General features: G+C 43.2%; 13 protein-coding genes. 9 read left to right on the top strand and 4 right to left on the bottom strand.

Going from position 1 to position 19,365, the window contains the following annotated elements; all coding sequences use genetic code 11:
* Positions 1 to 227: 227 nt before the first annotated feature.
* On the top strand, positions 228 to 7,094 hold the full coding sequence (locus OCV61_RS06745; protein WP_262582719.1) for an Ig-like domain-containing protein: 6,867 nt from the start codon (positions 228 to 230) through the stop codon (positions 7,092 to 7,094).
* Positions 7,095 to 7,249: 155 nt separating this feature from the next.
* On the opposite strand, the gene OCV61_RS06740 is transcribed toward OCV61_RS06745, so the two are convergent.
* Genes OCV61_RS06740 through OCV61_RS06730 form a run of 3 tightly spaced genes read right to left on the bottom strand, consistent with a single transcriptional unit; the run spans position 7,250 to position 9,230 of the window.
* A complete protein-coding gene (locus tag OCV61_RS06740; protein WP_158421181.1) occupies positions 7,250 to 7,516 on the bottom strand; it encodes a hypothetical protein in 267 nt (88 codons plus the stop codon).
* Positions 7,517 to 7,548: 32 nt separating this feature from the next.
* Positions 7,549 to 8,739: a pyridoxal phosphate-dependent aminotransferase gene (locus tag OCV61_RS06735; protein ID WP_158421180.1), complete on the bottom strand. Its 1,191-nt coding sequence runs from the start codon at positions 8,737 to 8,739 to the stop codon at positions 7,549 to 7,551.
* Positions 8,736 to 9,230, bottom strand: a complete 495-nt coding sequence (locus OCV61_RS06730) for an Lrp/AsnC family transcriptional regulator (protein WP_158421179.1) — start codon at positions 9,228 to 9,230, stop codon at positions 8,736 to 8,738. Before OCV61_RS06730 ends, OCV61_RS06735 begins: the two co-directional genes overlap by 4 nt.
* 288 nt (positions 9,231 to 9,518) lie before the next feature.
* Between OCV61_RS06730 and OCV61_RS06725 the strand changes: the two genes are divergently transcribed.
* The 3 genes from OCV61_RS06725 to OCV61_RS06715 all read left to right on the top strand — a co-directional run bounded on the left by OCV61_RS06725 (position 9,519) and on the right by OCV61_RS06715 (position 14,289).
* The gene (locus OCV61_RS06725) at positions 9,519 to 11,777 is read left to right on the top strand and encodes a hydratase (protein WP_158421178.1); all 2,259 of its coding nucleotides are present in this window, start codon (positions 9,519 to 9,521) and stop codon (positions 11,775 to 11,777) included.
* Between the two features lie 92 nt (positions 11,778 to 11,869).
* Positions 11,870 to 12,454 (top strand): DUF1294 domain-containing protein, encoded by a 585-nt coding sequence (locus tag OCV61_RS06720; protein ID WP_158421177.1) that lies wholly within the window; start codon positions 11,870 to 11,872, stop codon positions 12,452 to 12,454.
* Between the two features lie 1,160 nt (positions 12,455 to 13,614).
* The gene (locus OCV61_RS06715) at positions 13,615 to 14,289 is read left to right on the top strand and encodes an RluA family pseudouridine synthase (RefSeq protein ID WP_158421176.1); all 675 of its coding nucleotides are present in this window, start codon (positions 13,615 to 13,617) and stop codon (positions 14,287 to 14,289) included.
* 62 nt (positions 14,290 to 14,351) lie between these two features.
* Here OCV61_RS06715 and OCV61_RS06710 read toward each other — a convergent pair whose 3' ends face one another.
* Entirely contained in the window at positions 14,352 to 15,443 is a 1,092-nt protein-coding gene (locus tag OCV61_RS06710) for a substrate-binding domain-containing protein (RefSeq protein ID WP_158421175.1), read from the bottom strand.
* Positions 15,444 to 15,673: 230 nt separating this feature from the next.
* Between OCV61_RS06710 and OCV61_RS06705 the strand changes: the two genes are divergently transcribed.
* The 5 genes from OCV61_RS06705 to atpE all read left to right on the top strand — a co-directional run bounded on the left by OCV61_RS06705 (position 15,674) and on the right by atpE (position 19,347).
* On the top strand, positions 15,674 to 17,158 hold the full coding sequence (locus OCV61_RS06705; protein WP_158421174.1) for a rhamnulokinase: 1,485 nt from the start codon (positions 15,674 to 15,676) through the stop codon (positions 17,156 to 17,158).
* 162 nt (positions 17,159 to 17,320) lie between these two features.
* Positions 17,321 to 17,584, top strand: a complete 264-nt coding sequence (locus tag OCV61_RS06700; RefSeq protein WP_158421173.1) for an AtpZ/AtpI family protein — start codon at positions 17,321 to 17,323, stop codon at positions 17,582 to 17,584.
* A complete protein-coding gene (locus OCV61_RS06695) occupies positions 17,584 to 18,129 on the top strand; it encodes an ATP synthase subunit I (RefSeq protein ID WP_244093023.1) in 546 nt (181 codons plus the stop codon). The genes OCV61_RS06700 and OCV61_RS06695 overlap by 1 nt, the downstream gene beginning before the upstream one ends.
* A gap of 92 nt (positions 18,130 to 18,221) precedes the next feature.
* The gene (locus OCV61_RS06690) at positions 18,222 to 18,983 is read left to right on the top strand and encodes a F0F1 ATP synthase subunit A (protein WP_158421172.1); all 762 of its coding nucleotides are present in this window, start codon (positions 18,222 to 18,224) and stop codon (positions 18,981 to 18,983) included.
* An 82-nt stretch (positions 18,984 to 19,065) separates the two neighbouring features.
* Entirely contained in the window at positions 19,066 to 19,347 is a 282-nt protein-coding gene (gene atpE, locus OCV61_RS06685; protein ID WP_158421171.1) for an ATP synthase F0 subunit C, read from the top strand.
* Positions 19,348 to 19,365 lie beyond the last annotated feature (18 nt).

Genomic DNA, 19,365 nt, shown 5'->3' with positions numbered 1-19,365 from the left:
CTCTTATGTTTATGGTAAAGTATAACATGAATTCGGGAGAATGAACAGCATTTTCACAATTTGAAAAGCTAATGAAAAGCTGATTAAAAGCATATCAAAAGTATATCAAAGCTTGAAAAATCTTATGAAAAACAGGAAAATGTGTTGTTTGTATTTATACTGCATGATATAATTTTTTGCGAAGAAATGTACAGTAATAACAAATGTACAGAAACGAGGGAAAGAAGATGAAGAGAAAGAGGTTGAAACAGTTTTTATGTGCATTACTGACTGTATCCATGGTTGCAGGGCAGCCGCTTTCACTGCTGGCAGCAGAAGAAGCTGTGACAGAGGTGGGAGCTGAAGGATTTTCAGATGCACAGGAAGCCGTAGAGGATGTGGACGAGGAACAGGTGCTGGACGCACAGGAGATTCCACCACAGATGTCTGATGACACAGACAGTGCTTTTTCAGATGCATCCGATACAGCACAGACAGACTCCCTGTTTGGGGATGGCAGCACAGAGGCAGAAGAGTTCTCTGATTCCGGTGAGGAAGGATCAGAAGAACCGGAAGCGCTTCTGTCTTTCAGAGAATATCTGGAAAGTCAGGGTGTGGATGTGGACAGCCTTTCAAAAGAAGAGAACATCCATCTGTATGAGGTCTATAAGGCCTATGTAAGACAGTACCTGGGAGTGGATCCGGAGACTGCGGCGGTTCATTCTTCAGGAACTGAAGGCTGGCTGAGAAATAATTATCTGGAAGCAGTAGTAAACAGCGAAGGCAAGTTTACCATGGGAACCTGTGAAGGAAATCCAAACTACGATTCTGACAATAACAGAAAGCTTCTGTATGGACATCCCAATCCAAATACATCAGAAACCCTGATCAAAATAGGAGATCAGGAACGCTTTTTTGAGGCAGATACAGTAAACAGTGTGGGCAATAAAGTAATTGCCAGCATGACCTATAACGGTGTACAGATCATACAGACCCTGGAACTGGTAAAAAGCGGAAATGCCAGCTATGCAGATACAGTGAGGATTTCTTACCAGGCCATCAATGTATCCGGAAGTGCAGTAGATGTAGGTATCCGTATTATGCTGGATACCATGCTTGCTAACAATGACGATGCACCTTTCAGGATCCCAGGAGTAGGAAACCAGACCACGATCCGTACTTTTACAGGGGCAGCAATCCCTCAGTCCTATCAGGTATATGACCGTCTGGATGATCCCACCACACTGGCTACAGGATATCTTTACAGAGGAAATGAGCGCAGACCTGATGTGGTATATTTTACCAACTGGTCATCCATCCGTGGAGAATACTGGGATTATGATCCATATGAGGGAAGCAGTCTGGGAGACAGTGCAGTAGCGATCCGCTTTGATCCAACCACACTGGCTGCCGGCAAATCCATGGAAGTTTCAACCTATTATGGAGTCAGTGTAGGTAATTCCATTACAGCAGGCTCAGGTAATGAATCAGTAGGGAAAAACCAGTTCCTGATCAAGGTAAAGGATACCGGTACAGAAGAATATCTGGAAGATGTGGATGTTGCTCTTACAGGACAGAATGGGCAGACACTTCAGGGAAAAACAGATGAAAACGGCAAGATTCTTTTTGATGACATAAAAAGCATTGCCGGAGATGTGGATATTAGCATTTCCAAAGACCAGTATCGCACCAAGGTGATCCGCAAGAAACTTAAGGGCGGAGAATCAATGGTCTTTACCCTGAAAAATCTGAATGACACCACTCCGGAGATTGAGTCCGTTACAATGGGAGACAAGAACCTTCTGATCGATACGGTTTCATTTCTGGAGGATTCAAGCGCTGAGATCGCAAAAGCCAAGAAGACAAAGACCGTTAAGATCAATGTTGAGTCCGACATGGATGACTGTGTCTATTTCCTGATGCAGGACGAGTCTGTGGTAGCCAAGAATAAAACCGGTGTATTTGAATTCAAAACACTGGAAAAGAAAAACGGCACTGTGATCGAGAAGCTTACTTCCCAGTCAAAAAGATACGTAAAATGCGTTTCCAAGGATGGTAAATCTTCCAAAGAGATCCAGTTTGGACTGAAGGTTTCCAAACCAGTAGTTTCGGCAAAGGGTATTACCAAGATGAAATTCATGACCATGGGAGAGGGGAATGTGGGAAAATCTTCCCTTGCAGCCTTGTTCATGGGAAATGCCCTGAAATTCGGTATGAATGATCTGCTGGATCTGGAAGTGAAAACCGATGACAATGGAAAGGTAAGCGTTGGTCTGAATCTGAAGTTTATGCCTAGCACCCAGAAGGAAAAGGAAAAGCTGAACAAAGAACTTCTGGAATCTAAGGCAAAGGACTTTAAGCTTGGAAAGAAGCAGCCAAAGCTTAATATAGGAAGCTTTAAGACTACATTTAATGTTGCCGGATATGGAGAAGGATATCTGGATAACGGAAAGGTAATGGTCAATATAGTCGTCAGGGCATGCGGTTCTGTTTCTGGAAGCCATACCACCAATTTCTTCTGGATCGTTCCTACATACATCTCAGTAAGCGGAGAAGGAAAGATCGAAGCAGAGATCAGAGGAAGTATTATAAACCAGAACGGATTGAACCTGAACGGACTTTTGCCGAAATGGACCAGCGGAACCATTGCACCTTCTATCTCTGTAGCAATTGAAGGCGGCGTAGGTTCCAAGGGGATTGCCAATTTTGGCGCAGAGGGAAGAGGAACCGTTAAGTATACAGCGGACTTTGTAAAGTCTACCCAGCTTTGTGAGCTGACAGCATCTGCCAGCCTGAAAGCTGCAGTGTGGAAGTTTGAGAAGAGTTTGAAGCTGGCAGAGGCTACGGTTACTGTATATGACAGCAATCGGAAGGATCGTTCTGTATATTGCCAGGATCAGAATATTTACGATGAACTGAATGCACAGCCTTTCCTTCTGGCGTCAGAGGAAGGTGTGGAGACAGATAACGGAATTACTGCAGGCTCGGATTCCAATCCCATTTTTGTAAATGCAGGCGGAACCAATTATAAATTCTGGATCCATGAGGATCCCTCAAAGCAGATCTGCAACAGCAGCCAGCTGGTATATCAGAAAGCAGGAGAAACAGGATATACCATTATTGACGATGACGGAACTTCTGACTTTGCACCTGCAGTTGCAGTAGACGAAGCAAAGAAAGTGATCTATGTGGCATGGCAGGATACAAAGAAGGCCTTTGACGATTCTTCCACTACGGTAGATCAGATGGCAAACGCATCTGAGATCTGTGTAGCTGTGATCCACTATGGCAGCGGTTCTGATATGATCCGTACATATCCTCTTACAGATAATAATGTGACAGATACCATTCCTGGAATCGCAGTGAAAGACGGTGTTGCATATGTGGCATGGTATCATACTGAAAACAAGGCGCTTGAGACTACACTGCCAGGTTATGTATACTATACTTCTATCGGGGCTGATGGTACTACAGGAGCCCTGAAGTGGGTAGATATTGGATCAAACCGTTATATTTCCCAGATCTCTGTAGCTGCATCAGGCTCAGGCCCGGTTGTTACCTATACCTTTACCTCTGGTGAAGGCGTACAGGCCCTTGCAGATGTAGATGAAACAAGACAGAGTGGCTATATTCAGATCAATACCGGTGAAACAGGAAATCTTGGTACAGAGGAAGGAAGTGCAGCCTCCGGCATCATTACCGGAAGCCTTGATGGAACAGAGTATATGTTCTGGTATCAGGATGGGAATATTGCTTATAAAGCAAATGTAAATGACAAAGCTTCTTATGTGTTTGATCCGGCACAGCTTCCGGAAAATCTTACAAAGAATTTCCAGGTAATCAGTTCCCAGACAAAAACCTATATCCTGTGGACTGCCACTGCTTCATCTGATCAGGATCAGAATCAGAAGGCTGTCTATGGATGTATCTGGGAAAAGGGTGCTTTTGGAAAGGTACATTGTCTTGGAAACCTTGGAGCAGGTATTATTTCCGGCCTTTCAGGAGCCTTTAATGAGGATGGCAAGCTGGTACTTTCCTACAACAGAGCAGAATATGACGAAAATGGCACCACAAAATATTCTGATCTGGAAGAAAAGACAGTAGAAGAAACTGTGGATCTGAAGATCCAGTCAGTAGATTTTGAGGACAGCGATGTTGCTTCTGACCAGGCTCTGCCGATGATGGTCACTGTAAAGAACAATGGAAATCTTGCAGCAGAGGGAATTGATCTTTCCTACATTTGTGCAGAGAAAGATTATGAAGTTGGTCAGGGTCATAAAGACGTAGTGATCCAGCCTGGTGAAGAAAAACAGATCCAGATCGATTACCCTGTTCCGGAATTGAATGTAGATGATGAGCCGGAAACTTACAGAATAGAAGTGTCTGCGGCTGGCAGTGGGGTACGCCAGGATGCAGCAGAGTTTGAACTTGGCTATCGTGTGCTTTATGTAGAGCAGCTGGATGATGTAATGATGGATAATCAGGAATGTATCGTCCTGCAGATTGTAAACGACAGCGGTCTGGAAACTAAAAACGTAGGCTTCCGTATCCTGGCAGATGCTAAGGACGGTGCTGTGCTTTACACGGAAAATATGGGAACCCTGGAGCCGGGAGAAGTACGGACTGTTTATTTCCCAAGAACCACAATGGATGGTTCCAAGGCAGCATACCTGTATCTGGCTACAGATTCTCCAAGACGTAATGAAGAGGATGCATATTCTCTTCTCAGCAATTCATCAGAAAATGTGCGCCTGCTCACAACAAGCTCCTTTAAGATCACAGCTGGTGAAGGCGGAACCATTGTAAGCGAAAATGAGAAGAACTATGATTCAGACACAGAAATAGATGTGATCGCAGCTGCAAAGAATGGTTATGTGTTTGACCACTGGACTGCAAATGATGGAATTTTTGAAGATGAGGACAGCCCAAGCACTACCTTTATCATGCCTGAGAAGGATGTGGAGGTTACTGCACTCTTTAAGAAAGAGAAAAAGGCAACTGGTGTATCCTTACCGGAAACACTGGAATTTTCTGTTGGAGATGTGGAGCAGTTAAATGCAGCAGTTACTCCATCAGATGCAAGTGACAAATGTACATATACAACAGAGCAGACAGATATCATCAGTGTAAGTAAAAAAGGCGAAGTAGAGGCTCTGAAAGCAGGAACAGCACAGATCAAAGTGACCTGCGGAGCTTATTCTGATACCTGCAGTGTAACTGTAAAGGATGTTCCTGTAGCGGATATCCGCATGATCTATCCAACACTGGAACTGGACGGTGTGGGAGCTCAGGACACGGTAGAAGTACTGCTTACTCCTTCCAATGCAACAGAAGCCCTTACTTATACTTCTGATCATCCGGAGATCGTATCTGTAGATGAAAATGGAAAAGTAACTGCTAATGCAGTGGGAGATGCAGAGATCACAGTCCGCACAAAGAGCGATGTGAAAGGAACCTGCAAGGTAAGAGTGACGAATCCGCTTACCGGTATCCAGATCAGTGAAAGTGCATTAAAACTTAAGAAAAATGATTCAGCTGTTTTAAGTGTGAATTTCCTGCCCTTTGATACAACAGAAAAGCAGGGAGTTGACTGGACCATTTATGATACAGATGTGGCAGAGCTGGTTACATCAGGAGAAAACAACAGCGTTGCTTCTGTTAAAGCAATATCTTCAGGAACAACACTGATCGAGGCAAGTATAGGAGATACCTTCCATGCATATTGCAATGTAACGGTTTACGTACCTGCTGAAAGGATTACCCTGAATACTCAGAATATTACCATAAGAGATGGACAAAGCTATTATCTGAGTTATGATATTTATCCGTCAGATGCAACGGACCGTGTTACTTTCACATCCAGCAATTATGATGTGGCTGACGTATATGGTGATGGTGAGGTCTATGGACGAGATCCAGGAACTGCAGTGATCACTGCAGCTACAGAAAGCGGTCTTTCTGCTTCTTGCCAGGTAACTGTTGTAGCTCCGGAAGATAACATGGTGAATGTAACAGATCTTAGCCAGTTCCAGTCAGATCATCCATATGCAAACAATGAAGACAGAACCTGGAGCTATCATGTAGATGGTGCCGGTTCCGTGTCCATTACCTTCAGTTCGGATACCGAGACAGAGGATGATTTCGATTACATTTACATCATGGATGGCACAGGAAAGAAGGTTGGTACTTATACAGGTACAGAGCTTAGAAACCGAACAGTTACGGTTTCCGGCAGCACCATTAAGGTAAGGCTTACCTCTGACAGCAGTTATGCAAAATATGGCTTCCGGGTGGTAAGGGCATCAGGAACCACATCCATTGGCTATGCACAGATCGCGGCAGTTCCCAATCAGTATTACACAGGAAGTGCTGTAACACCTGCTCTTAATATTACTTATATGGGACGTACACTTACTGCAGGTGTGGATTATACAGTATCCTATTCCAGCAATATCAATGTTGGAAAGGCAACTGCAGTGATCAGCGGTCTGGGAAGCTTTGCAGGATCCGCAACAGTGGAATTCTACATTGTGAAGCCTAACCTTAAGAAAGTAACCGGAGGCAAAACGGTTAGTGCTACCCAGAAGAAACTGACCATTGGCTGGAATCCGCAGCCTGGTGCAACCGGATACTATGTATATCGCTATGAAAAAGCGAAAAAGAAATATGTGCTGCGTGCAACCTTAAACGGCGGTACCAACACACGGTATACGGATAAAGATAAGAAACTGAAGTATGGCACCAAGTACAGATACAAGGTGATTCCATTCTTTATCCAGGGCAGCTTAAGCGCCAAAGGCCCGGCAGCAGTGATCGAAAGTACACTGGCACCGAAGAAGGCAGCCATCTCCAGAGTAACAGGCGGCAAACGATCTCTGACTGTGAAATATGGCAGAATTTCCAGAGTCAATGGATATGAGGTTTATGTTTCAAAAAGAAAGGGAAGCGGCTATAAGCTGGCTGCTACTGTAAAGAAAGGTACAGCTACAACAGCAACTGCTAAGCGGCTTACCAGCAAGAAAACCTATTATGTGAAAGTGCGTGCATATATCAGCACAAAGAGCGGTAAGGTATACGGAGCGTATTCCTCACCGAAAAAGGTACGTGTGAAGTAACAGAAGCGTGCTATAAATAAAGCTTACAACGCAAAGATGGCAAGATAATGACAAAACGGAGAAGTTCCCGGGAATGTGGGGGCTTCTCCGTTTTTTTCTGGATTCAGTAAAATAAGATGATGTTATATGCGGCTTGTATCATGAGTTCCATTCATTTAATCTTCTTCAATTACTTGGATCTCCAGGTAGTCAAAATCAATTTGTTCAATAAAATTATCCTGGTAAAAACGCGCTTTATCATGCTTTTGGAAATGGCGGACCGTAGTATCCAGCCAGATGGGATTGCCAAGATCCATATCATAACAAAGCTGTTCAAGACAGTGGAAAACCTTGTGTGTGCGGGTGTCTTCACGGTCATCACATACCACTTCGTCTTTAAGCATATGGTTGTCTTTCCAAATTTTCCCCCATAAACGGAACATATATTTACCTCCCCTTCAGATCTGCCCCAGGGCTATACTTGCTTTGGGGATTCTGTCTTCTGGCTGCGTTTTCGATTCAGATATCGTTCAATGCGGAGAAGAGCTTCTTTCAGCTCCTCAATGGAATAAGCATAAGAAATACGGATAAAGCCTTCACCGCAATCGCCGAAAGCACTGCCTGGAACAACGGCTACCTTTTCTTCCTTCAGAAGGTCAAGGGCAAAATCCTCACTGGTCATGCCAAATTCATGGATATCCGGGAACATATAGAAAGCTCCCTCCGGAAGGAAACAGGGGAGTCCAAGACGCTGCAGCTCATGATAGAGGAAACGACGTCTCTGGTTGTAGGATTCCCGCATGTAAATAACATCCTGATCGCCGTTGTACATGGCTTCAATTGCAGCATACTGGCTTACGGTAGGAGCACACATGATGGCATACTGATGGATCTTGATCATTTGCTTCAGGATCTCCTTATTGCCCAGAGCATAGCCCAGACGCCAGCCGGTCATGGCAAAGCCTTTGGAAAAACCATTGATCACAATGGAATACTCCTTCATGCCGGGAAGGGATGCAATGGATACATGCTCCTTTCCATAGGTAAGTTCGCTGTAAATCTCGTCTGAGATCACCAGAATGTGATGCTCTTTGATCACATCCACAATAGCCTCCAGATCCTCTTTTTCCATAATGGCTCCTGTAGGGTTATTGGGGAAAGAAAGGATCAATGCCTTGGTCTTGGGAGTGATGGCTGCCTCCAGTTCCTCACGGGTAAGGCGGAAACGATTTTCGGCTTTTAATTCAATTGGAACCGGAACACCATCCGCCAGAAGGATACAGGGCAGATAAGAAACGTAGCTGGGCTGAATATAAATCACTTCATCCCCTGGATTAATAATGGTACGGAGAGCTACGTCGATAGCTTCGCTGCCGCCTACAGTAAGCATGATCTCAGATGCAGGATCATAGGTAAGTCCTGTACGTCGTTTGGTAAAGTCAGAAACTGCTTTACGAAGCTCCATCAGGCCGCTGTTAGAAGTATAGAAGGTCTTGCCGGCCTGCAATGCCTGGATCCCGGCCTCACGGATGTGATATGGAGTTTCAAAATCCGGTTCTCCAACACCAAGGGAGATGGCTCCAGGGATCTCCTTTACTATATCAAAAAATTTACGTATTCCAGATGGCTTTAAAGCCTTTACCTTTTCAGATAGAAATTCATTCATGGTGTCATTATCATTCTTTCATCAGATTTTTTACTGTTAAAGTCAACGCCCAGTTCTTTATATTTGGTAAGGGCGAAATGGGTGGCTGTGCTTTGTACCTCATCAATAGAGGCAAGCTTACCGGAAACAAACAGGGAAATCTCCTTCAGGGTTTTTCCTTTTATCATAACAAGGAAATCGTAGGCTCCGGACATCAGATAAAGAGAAAGTACCTGCGGATACTGTTTGATCCGGTCTGCCAGCTGCTGATAGCCATTGCCTCCCTGCGGGGTGACATGAAGCTCTACAAGAGCTGTAACATCGTTGTCATTTACTTTATCCCAGTTGATCAGTGTATGATAACCACAGATAATATGCTCTTTTTCAAGGGATGCGATCTCATCATGGATCTGCTCCTGTGTGACGTCAAGCATGATTGCCAGTTCTGCATTGGTCAGCCGGCTGTTATTTTCTAATAATTTAAGAAGCTGTTCTCTGGTATGGTTCTCCATTTTTGTTCCTCCTGCTAAAATCGCCAAATAAGGTTATTCTTGCGTTAATCATTAGGGTATCACTCTTTTTCAGTGGTTTCAACATAAAAATAAATTGGTTAATGATTATTTTACAGCATTGCCTTGGTAACATCTTACTCTGCTAACCTAAGTCTTGCAGTCAGGGAAATTTTATTTTATAATAGGCTTTAATCAGGTGAACAGCATTGACTGTTTCACTATACTAGTACATCGAAACTTAATATTCGATGTACTAGTTTAAAAAACTGAAATGAGGAGAAAGGGATTATGAAATTATACGATACAGGTGTATATCTGCAGAATGGACATGACATCATTCCGGCAGGACAGGCAGATTTTCCGGTTTCCAAAGAAGAAGCTGCAAAAAATACCATTGCTTACTCAATTCTGGAAGCACACAATACCTCCGGTAATATGGAGAAGCTTCAGATCAAATTTGACAAACTTACTTCCCATGATATTACTTTTGTGGGGATCATCCAGACTGCACGTGCATCAGGACTTGAAAGATTTCCGGTTCCTTATGTGCTGACCAACTGTCATAATTCCCTTTGTGCAGTAGGAGGCACCATTAACGAAGATGACCATATGTTTGGACTTACCTGTGCCAAGAAATACGGTGGTGTATATGTACCGCCCCATCAGGCGGTTATCCATCAGTTTGCAAGAGAGATGCTTGCAGCCTGCGGTAAGATGATCCTTGGATCTGACAGTCATACCCGTTATGGAGCACTTGGAACCATGGCTATGGGAGAGGGCGGACCTGAGCTTGTAAAACAGCTGCTTTCCCAGACATATGATATCAATATGCCAGGTGTGGTTGCTATTTATCTGAAAGGAACTCCCCGTCCGGGAGTAGGTCCCCAGGATGTGGCGCTTGCTATCATTGGTAAAGTATTTGCCAATGGTTATGTTAAGAATAAGGTTATGGAGTTTGTAGGACCTGGCGTCCAGAATTTAAGTGCAGACTTCCGTATTGGCGTAGATGTTATGACCACCGAGACTACCTGTCTTTCTTCTATCTGGCAGACAGATGAGAAGATCCATGAGTTTTATGAGATCCATGGCAGAGAGTCTGATTATAAAGAACTGAAGCCAGGTGCAGTGGCATACTATGACGGATGTGTGGAGATCGATCTTTCAGAGATCAAGCCTATGATCGCTATGCCGTTCCATCCGAGTAATACATATACCATTGATGAATTGAATGCCAATCTGGATGATATTTTGGCAGATGTGGAGAAAAAAGCCCTGGTAAGCCTTGATGGTAAGATTCCGTATACTTTAAGAGATAAAGTAAAGGATGGAAGGCTTTACGTAGATCAGGGGATCATTGCTGGATGTGCAGGCGGTGGATTTGAAAATATCTGTGCAGCAGCAGATATCCTGAAGGGCAGCAGTATTGGTTGTGATGCCTTTACTTTAAGTGTTTATCCGGCAAGTACGCCAATCTATATGGAACTTGCCAAAAATGGAGTGCTGGCAAGCCTTCTGGAAACAGGCGCTGTTGTTAAGACTGCATTCTGCGGACCTTGCTTTGGCGCTGGTGACACACCTGCAAATAATGCATTCAGTATCCGTCACACTACCAGGAATTTCCCGAACCGTGAAGGATCTAAGATCCAGAATGGCCAGATTTCTTCTGTTGCTCTTATGGATGCCAGATCTATTGCGGCTACGGCAGCAAATAAAGGCTTCCTTACATCTGCAGAGGAATATACCGGTGGATATACAGGCCAGAAATATTTCTTTGATAAGACAATTTATGAGAACCGTGTATTCGACAGCAAGGGTGTTGCGGATCCGTCTGTAGAGATTCAGTTTGGACCGAATATTAAAGACTGGCCGGAAATGGCACCTCTTGCAGAGAATCTTGTACTGAAGGTTGTTTCTGAGATCCATGATCCTGTTACAACAACGGATGAGTTGATTCCTTCTGGCGAGACGTCTTCCTACAGATCCAATCCGCTTGGGCTTGCTGAGTTTACGCTTTCCCGTAAGGATCCTGCGTATGTAGGCCGTGCCAAAGAGGTACAGAAGGCACAGAAAGCGATCCAGGCAGGAGAATGTCCTCTCACAGCACTTCCTGAGTTAAAGCCTGTGATGGAAACCATCCAGAAAGAATTTCCAGATGCCGGAAAGGGCAACCTGGGCGTTGGAAGCACGATCTTTGCTGTGAAGCCGGGAGATGGATCTGCCCGTGAGCAGGCTGCATCCTGTCAGAAGGTACTGGGGGGATGGGCAAACATTGCCAATGAGTATGCTACCAAGCGTTACCGCTCCAATTTGATCAACTGGGGAATGCTTCCTTTCCTGATCAAAGAAGGCGAGTTGCCATTTGCAAATGGAGATTATCTGTTCTTCCCCGGTATCCAGAAAGCAGTTGCCGAAAAGGCAGATGTGATCACCGGATATGTTGTAAAAGAGAGCGGTCTTCAGAAATTTGAAGTGACTTTAGGAGAATTGACGGATGATGAACGTGAGATCATCCTGAAGGGGTGCCTGATCAATTACAATCGTAAATAAAAGGGAGAAATCCCGGATAAGAATGGCTGCCAGGTTCTGCATCAGGAATTCTGGCAGTCTTTTTACTATTAGCTAATGACGGGGAGAATGAAATGAAATTGGGAGCATTTGAATATTATCTTGTTGTAATTAATGTGGTTGGTTTGATGGTTTTTCTTATTAATAAGTTGCTTTATGACCATACTGCCACAGGCCAGATCGACGCCTTACTAACCATTGTATCGCTATTAGGAGGGTCGGCAGGCATTATAGCGGCCATTCTTATTTTTGATAGAAAATCCCATAAAGAAAATATGATGTCCAGAATCTTTGTAGCATGCATATTTGTTATACAAATCATTTTGCTGCTGATCGTAAAAGGAAATCTGGCAGATCATATTACGTTCTCATTTTGGGATTTCTTTAAAAGAAATAAAATACTGTCCTTTTATCTGATCGTGATAAATATTGTTACTTTTGCTGCTTTTGCGATGGATAAAATAGCGGCAATTGAGCACAGATCCAGAATAAGGATCGTCACATTGCTGGGACTTTCATTTGTAGGAGGTTCAATAGGTGCTTGGCTGGCAATGTATCTTTTTCGGCATAAAACCCGAAAAGATTACTTTACAGTAGGAGTTCCGCTAACATTGGTGATGCACATTGTGATCATATTCTTTTTAATGAATACAAAGTAAAAAAATGAATTGTCTGAACAATATAAAAAATACAAATAAATAAACAAAAAAGAACACTGAAATGAGAAAGAAAATGAAAAACATGAAAGAAAATGCAGAAAAGTATTGACAAATAAAAGCCGCGGTGGTAATATAAACTCATCAAAAAGAAGACGAGAAAACAAAAGATAACAGAGAAGGTTATCTGAAACAAAGACATTCATTCAATTCATAGTATATAGATGTTACATGAAAAGGATGAAAAAGTAATCTTGGAAAGGCAGGGTGAGTCCAGTGGGAACGTAAGTATTCAGATCAATATAAGAGTGATGGGGATCGTATTTCCTGCAAGAAAGACCTGATACGCAGTAAGTAATAAAGAGAATCGGAGAAGAACATATCCCGAATTAATATGTATCACAGGTTATTATAGAAACGATTTCTTATATTGAATATCCATCACAGAACTGATACAAAGATCAGGGAGTTGTGTAAAGAAACAACATCCATGAAAGTATAACCACTATCAGCAGTCCATATAAGGAGAGCACTTCATAGCATAGGAAGTTGCTGACAGATAGACAGGATATTTTGAAATCCATATTTATGATTTTAAAATATGAACAGAGTATTTTGAATTTTATATTTTATTTTTTTAAGATATGAACAAGATATTTTGAGTTTTGTATTTTATAATTTTAAGGTATAAACAGAATATTTTAAAACTCATATTTTATAAATTTTAGATATGAATTGAAGCTTTGCATCAGAAGTATGATTACATACGATCAACAGATTATAATCCGTGAAGTTATAATCCCAAATCTATAAAACTTTCTAAATAAACCGAATGATAAAGATCATATCGTTTATGAGCAGGAAATCAAAGAAGAACACGTAAAGAATAAAACTGAATAGAGAACCTTTCAATCCAGACAATCGTAACAGAACATATCAATAAACAATAGATATCCTAAGAGATATACCATAGAAGTTACATTGTAAATGATCTAAAGAGGAAGAAAAATTGAATAACGAAGATTTTTGAGACGGTCATCATTTTATATTATAGGAAAATGGTGACCGTCTCGTTTTGTGTTTTGGTGTTGTAAGGAAGAAGAAGTAAGGATATAATAAAACATCATATTTATTCATATGCGAAATACTTAAGGAGAACGATCATGTGGAGCGGAAAGATTGAAGACTATATTCTCTATGAAGATAAAAATATTATTGTATGCCATAAACCGGCAGGACTGGCAGTGCAGAATGCACGGATCGGATCAGCAGACATGGAAAGTGCATTGAAAAATTATCTGTATAAGAAAGAACCTGGCAAAATGCCTTATCTGGGGATTGTACACAGGCTGGATCAGCCAGTAGAAGGGATTCTTGTATTTGCACATACACCCTTTGCTGCAAAAGAACTGAGCAGGCAGATTTCAGGCGGACAGATGGAAAAAATATATCTGGCAGTGACAAAAGAAAAGCCGGAAAAAGAAGAGGGGATACTGGAAGATTATCTGAAAAAAGACGGACGTACCAATATGTCAGCAGTTGTAGCCGAAGGCACACCAGGAGCAAAAAAGGCCAGGCTTTCATATCAGGTGATCCAGGAAGAAACAGAACGCTTTCTCATAAAAATCAAACTGGATACAGGAAGACATCATCAGATCCGGGTGCAAATGGCACATGCAGGAATGCCGCTTACAGGGGATCGGAAGTATGGTGGAACTACAGATACAGCACTTGGGCTTTGCGCCTGCAGTCTTACTTTCTTATATCCTGGAAGCAGAAAGAAAATGCATTTTAAGGTAAAACCAAAGGGAGAAGCCTTTAAGAGCTTCTCCCTCTAAAAAATCACTATAACAGGGCAAAATTCTTATATACTTTGCAGAAGCCAGCTATCCTTGGTGATCTACTCATAGATGTAGTCAGCGTAATAGGGATCATCCAAAGCGGTGGTATCAATCCAGGCTGGATCAAAAAGAGTGGTCTGTTTGCTGGAAAATGAATCTTCAGTGGTAGTCTGGAGTGCTGCAAGGATGGTCTGATATCCAATCTCATAAGGCTTTTGGGAAAGGGTGCCCACCTCAGCACCATCACGGATAGCATCCTGTTGGGCTGATGTGGCATCTGTGCCAATAAAAATGATGGAATCACGGCCTGCGTCCTGCACGAGAGACAGGCATAGATCAGAAATATCACCGTTCGTACAGAAAATACCGTCCAGCTTAGGATAAATCTCCAGTACGCCCTTAATGGCTGCCTCCATATCATCTACCTGGTCAGAATAGATCACCTGTACCACTTCAATACCAGGATAATCAGCAATACTCTCCTGGAAAGCTTCTACTCTGGATTTACTGCTTAAGGTCTTCTCCTGTGGAGAAAAAACTGCTACTGTTCCATGATTGCTCAGGTAATGGGCCATACGCTTTGCTGCGATATCCCCCAGCTTCTGATTGTCAGTGCCACAGTAGGCAGAAACAAGGTCCTCGCTGGATACATCAGAGTCAAAGGTCACAACCGGGATCCCGTTCTCTCTGGCGGATTCCAACTGGGCCTGGCAGGATTCGCTGTCTCCGGCAGATACACATACCACGTCCGGATTCTCAGCAATAACAGCATCCAGGGTATTTACCTGGCTCTCCACATCTGTCTCATCAGAGGAACCTTCAAAGGTCATCGTGATCTTATCGTCTTTTTCAAAATTATATGCTTCATTTACGTCAGATACAGCCTGTTCCATGCCTTTTTGTACAAGGCTCCAGAACTGGCCTTTTTTGGATTTACTTACTACAGCAATCTTCGCACCAGGTTGAATCTTTGAAGAGGTATCGATCTGAGAGAGTAGTGGAGCCTGTTCTTCGCTGTCCGAATCTAAGGCTTTGTCCTGTGCTTTGACTTTGATAGGGCCAGTAACGGGCTGCAGGGAATGAGTGCCCAGTGCCAGGAACAAGGCGGAAACAGACAGGATGGCAATAGAAGCAGATGCCATTTTTTTCATTGGTTTCGTCTCCTTTTGGTGGTAAATATCATTGATGATGGACTAAAAATCCACAGTAACCGAAATTTCTTTTTTATTATACACTTTTTCAAATTTACGTCTATAGATTTCACAGTTTTTTAATTTTTAAAAAATAGTCAATCGATTGAATGCACAGCTAAAGTATGATAGAATAATAGAAAATTAGTGATTATTCACAATAAATTGGGGCTTGGGAGGTAAAATTTGACATGGGAGCAAAAACGGTGATCGCTATTGACCTGGGGGCATCAAGCGGCAGACTGATCGGGGTAACTTTACAGGATGGGAAGCTTGATATGAAGGAGATTTACAGATTCCCAAATGAGGGGATTCACGCAGGTGACAGATTTTATACAGATGTGCTGCATATTTTTCATGAGATTATTACAGGCCTTAGAAAAGCAAATCAGGAACTGGAGAGTATTGATGCCATCGGACTGGATACCTGGGGAGTGGACTTTGCTATGCTGGATGGGGCTGATGAGATGGTAGGGAACCCATTCCATTACAGGGATGATCAGTCTTCCGGGATGATCGAGGAAGCAGAGCACATTTTCGGGAAAGGCGTTCTGTTTGAAGAAACCGGAGTTCAGGATATGTGGTATAACACGGTTTACCAGCTGCTGGGCCTGAAGAAGAGAAATCCAAGGATCCCAAGGGATGGACGTACCTTCCTGATGATCCCGGATGTACTGGGATTTCTGCTTACAGGGCAGAAGAATATAGAATATACAAGCGCTGCTACCACGCAGATGTATGATGTGAAGAAGAAGGACTGGTCAGAGAAGATCCTGAAGGAACTGGGTATGGACAGATCCGTATTTCCTAAGGTTCTTATGACCGGTGAAGTGAAGGGGTATCTTAGCCCGGTTGTTGCTCAGCTGATCGGACGGGAAGGGCAGGCACCTGTTCCGCTGATCGCTGCTGCACAGCATGACTCTGCTTCCGCAGCACATGCTGTTCCTGCAGAAACAGAAGACTATATTTTTATTAATTCAGGCACATGGTCCATTATCGGCTCCATCATAGATGAGCCTGTGATCACCAGGGAAGTTTTTGAACAGAATTATTCCAATGAAGGCGCAGCCTATGGGAAGATCAAGCTGGTCAATACTATTATGGGGATGTGGCTGGTTCAGGAGCTTCGTAAAAGCTGGGAAAGAAAAGGGAAGGATACAGATTACGGATTCCTTCTGGATGCTGCTGCAAAAGCAAAGCCTTTTACTGCCTTCCTGGATGTGGACGATGAATTATTTATTGCACCTGTGGATATGGAAACTGCTATCCGGCAATACTGTGAGAAGACAGGACAGGAGCCGCCTAAGGGACAGGGAGAATTTTACAGGACAGTGATCGAGTCTCTGGCTTTCCAGTATCGTCAGGCGATCCATGATCTGGAAGCGATTACAGGTAAGAGGATGGATACAGTACATTTCCTTGGCGGTGCAGTACGGGATCGTTTGTTTTGCCAGTTTATTGCAAATGCTACAGGTAAGAAGGTGGTTGCAGGTCCTATTGAGGCCACTGCAGTTGGCAATGCTATGGTACAGCTGAAGTCACTGGGCTGCATCTCAGATGAGAAAGAAAATGCCAGGATCCTTCGTGCCACATTCGAAATAGCAGACTATATGCCGCAGGATACGAAAGTATGGGACGAAAAGTTTGAACAGTACCGAAAAATCACTAAAAAATAAGCCAAAAACACCAAAATGCGATTAGACAATCCTGGACAAATGCACAAATTTGAGACAGTAAACGGAATTTGTACAAACAAAAAAAGTTGTTATTTTTCAGGGATTGTGATAAGCTAAATATTGTGATAAATATCTAAAAATGCGTAAGAAAGGGGCCGGAATATGAGAGAATTGACAAATATTTTTAAAAATATGAGTCTTGTTTCTCAGTTCGGCCTTTCTTTGATTACGCCCACCCTTTTGATGCTGGGACTTTGCTGGTGGCTTACATCCAGTTTTGGTCTGGGCGGCTGGGTATATATTCCCGGATTCTTTTTCGGTCTGGGTGGATCCTTTACGGTAGCTTACAAGTTTTACCGGACCACCATGAAGAAAGAGAAGAAGCAGGATCAGGAACAGAAGGTATCCTTTAACAAACACAGCTAATGGAAAATCAGGATACAAAGACGAAGGAAAACAGCACATGGTCAAAGCAATCAGAAGATGATCAGAAAGAAGGCAGATGCAGGAAAGGTGATGGAAAGGATTTCAGGAATATGAGCAATGAAAGAGTAAAGATCCAGCCAGCAGTAAAAAAAGAGACTGAAAAAGTAGCAGCAGGTACCGCCATAGGAGTGATCCTGATGTGGGTGGTATTCGGGATCCTTCACGTGGCGATGCCTGAGAAGGTACCCTTTGATTATACTGTGATCCTGGGTGGATTATGCGGTGGTATTGTGGCAGTACTGAACTTTTTTACCATGGGGATTACCGTTCAGAGAATCGTGTCCCTGGAGAATCAGGACGCTGCCCAGAGAGTGATGCGTTCCAGCTACTCCAAGAGAATGTTTTTGCAGCTGGTATGGTGTATTGTAGCCATTACAACACCATATTTTCAGTTTGCAGCAGGACTTCTTCCTCTGCTTTTTCCAGGAGCAGCCATTAAGATCGCAGGCATTTTTGGAAAAAAGAAAGACAGCTCCGGTTTATGATATGTATGGATTGTTTCGTGCTATGCATGCTTAAAAAGAGCACATGCTTAAAAAGAGCACATTCTTAAAAAGACAGGAGGTGAGAGACGAAGATGGACATAGATATAACTGGCGGAAGGATATTTTACACCTTTCCCATTGATTTCCCTGTTCTTGGGAAATTCCAGATCACAGAAACACTGCTGGTAAGCTGGCTGGTGATGATCCTGATCACAGGTCTTTGCATCTGGCTCACCCATGACCTGAAAGTGGAGAAGATCTCCAAGCGTCAGGCGGTTGCAGAACTTCTGGTGGAGACTGCCAACAAGTTTGTAATCGGAAATATGGGAGAAAAGTTTAAGAAGATGATTCCTTTTGTAGCAGCGTTGTTTGTTACAAGTGTAGTGTTCAACCTGATCAGTCTGGTTGGCCTTAGAAGTCCGACTGCAGATCTTTCCACAGAAGCAGCCTGGGCAGTGGTTGTTTTTATCATGATCACATCCCAGAAGATCAAGACTAATGGTGTGGGCGGATATCTGAAAGGCTTTACAACACCGATCCCGGTGATGACACCTTTCAATGTATTATCGGAACTTGCAACACCTATCAGTATGGCCTGCCGTCATTTTGGCAACATTCTTTCAGGTGTGGTTATTAACGGACTTTTGTATGCAGCACTGGCAGTGGCAAGCTCCCGGTTGTTTGGATTGATCCCAGGGATCGTGGGACAGGTTTTATCAAAGATTCCTATTCTTGATGTAGGTGTGCCGGCGATCCTGTCTGTATATTTTGACTGGTTTTCCGGCTTTATGCAGGCATTTATCTTCTGTATGCTGACTGTTATGTATATTGCCAATGCAGCAGAAGAAGGTTAGAAATCAAACGGACATGCCGCATGCCAGCGGCATTGCCATAAATGAAGTCAACACAGGAAATAATAAAACTCAGGAGGATTGAATTATGGATTTTCAGATTTTAGCAAAAGGTATTGCGTTAGCAGGTTGTGCAATCGGTGCAGGTCTTGCGCTTATCGCAGGTATTGGACCTGGTATTGGAGAAGGTAATGCAGTTGCGAAGGCATTGGAGGCTATTGGTCGTCAGCCGGAGTGTAAAGGTGATGTTACAGGTACTATGCTTCTTGGATGTGCTATTGCAGAGACTACAGGTATTTACGGTTTCGTTACAGGATTGCTCCTGATCTTCGTTGCACCTGGAACCTTCATGAAATTCCTTGCATAAGGTACGAAAAAGCAACAC

Origin of the sequence: Blautia ammoniilytica, assembly GCF_025566965.1 — a bacterium.
Lineage (GTDB): Bacteria > Bacillota > Clostridia > Lachnospirales > Lachnospiraceae > Blautia_A > Blautia_A ammoniilytica.
This window is presented reverse-complemented; position numbering and strand designations above follow the sequence as displayed.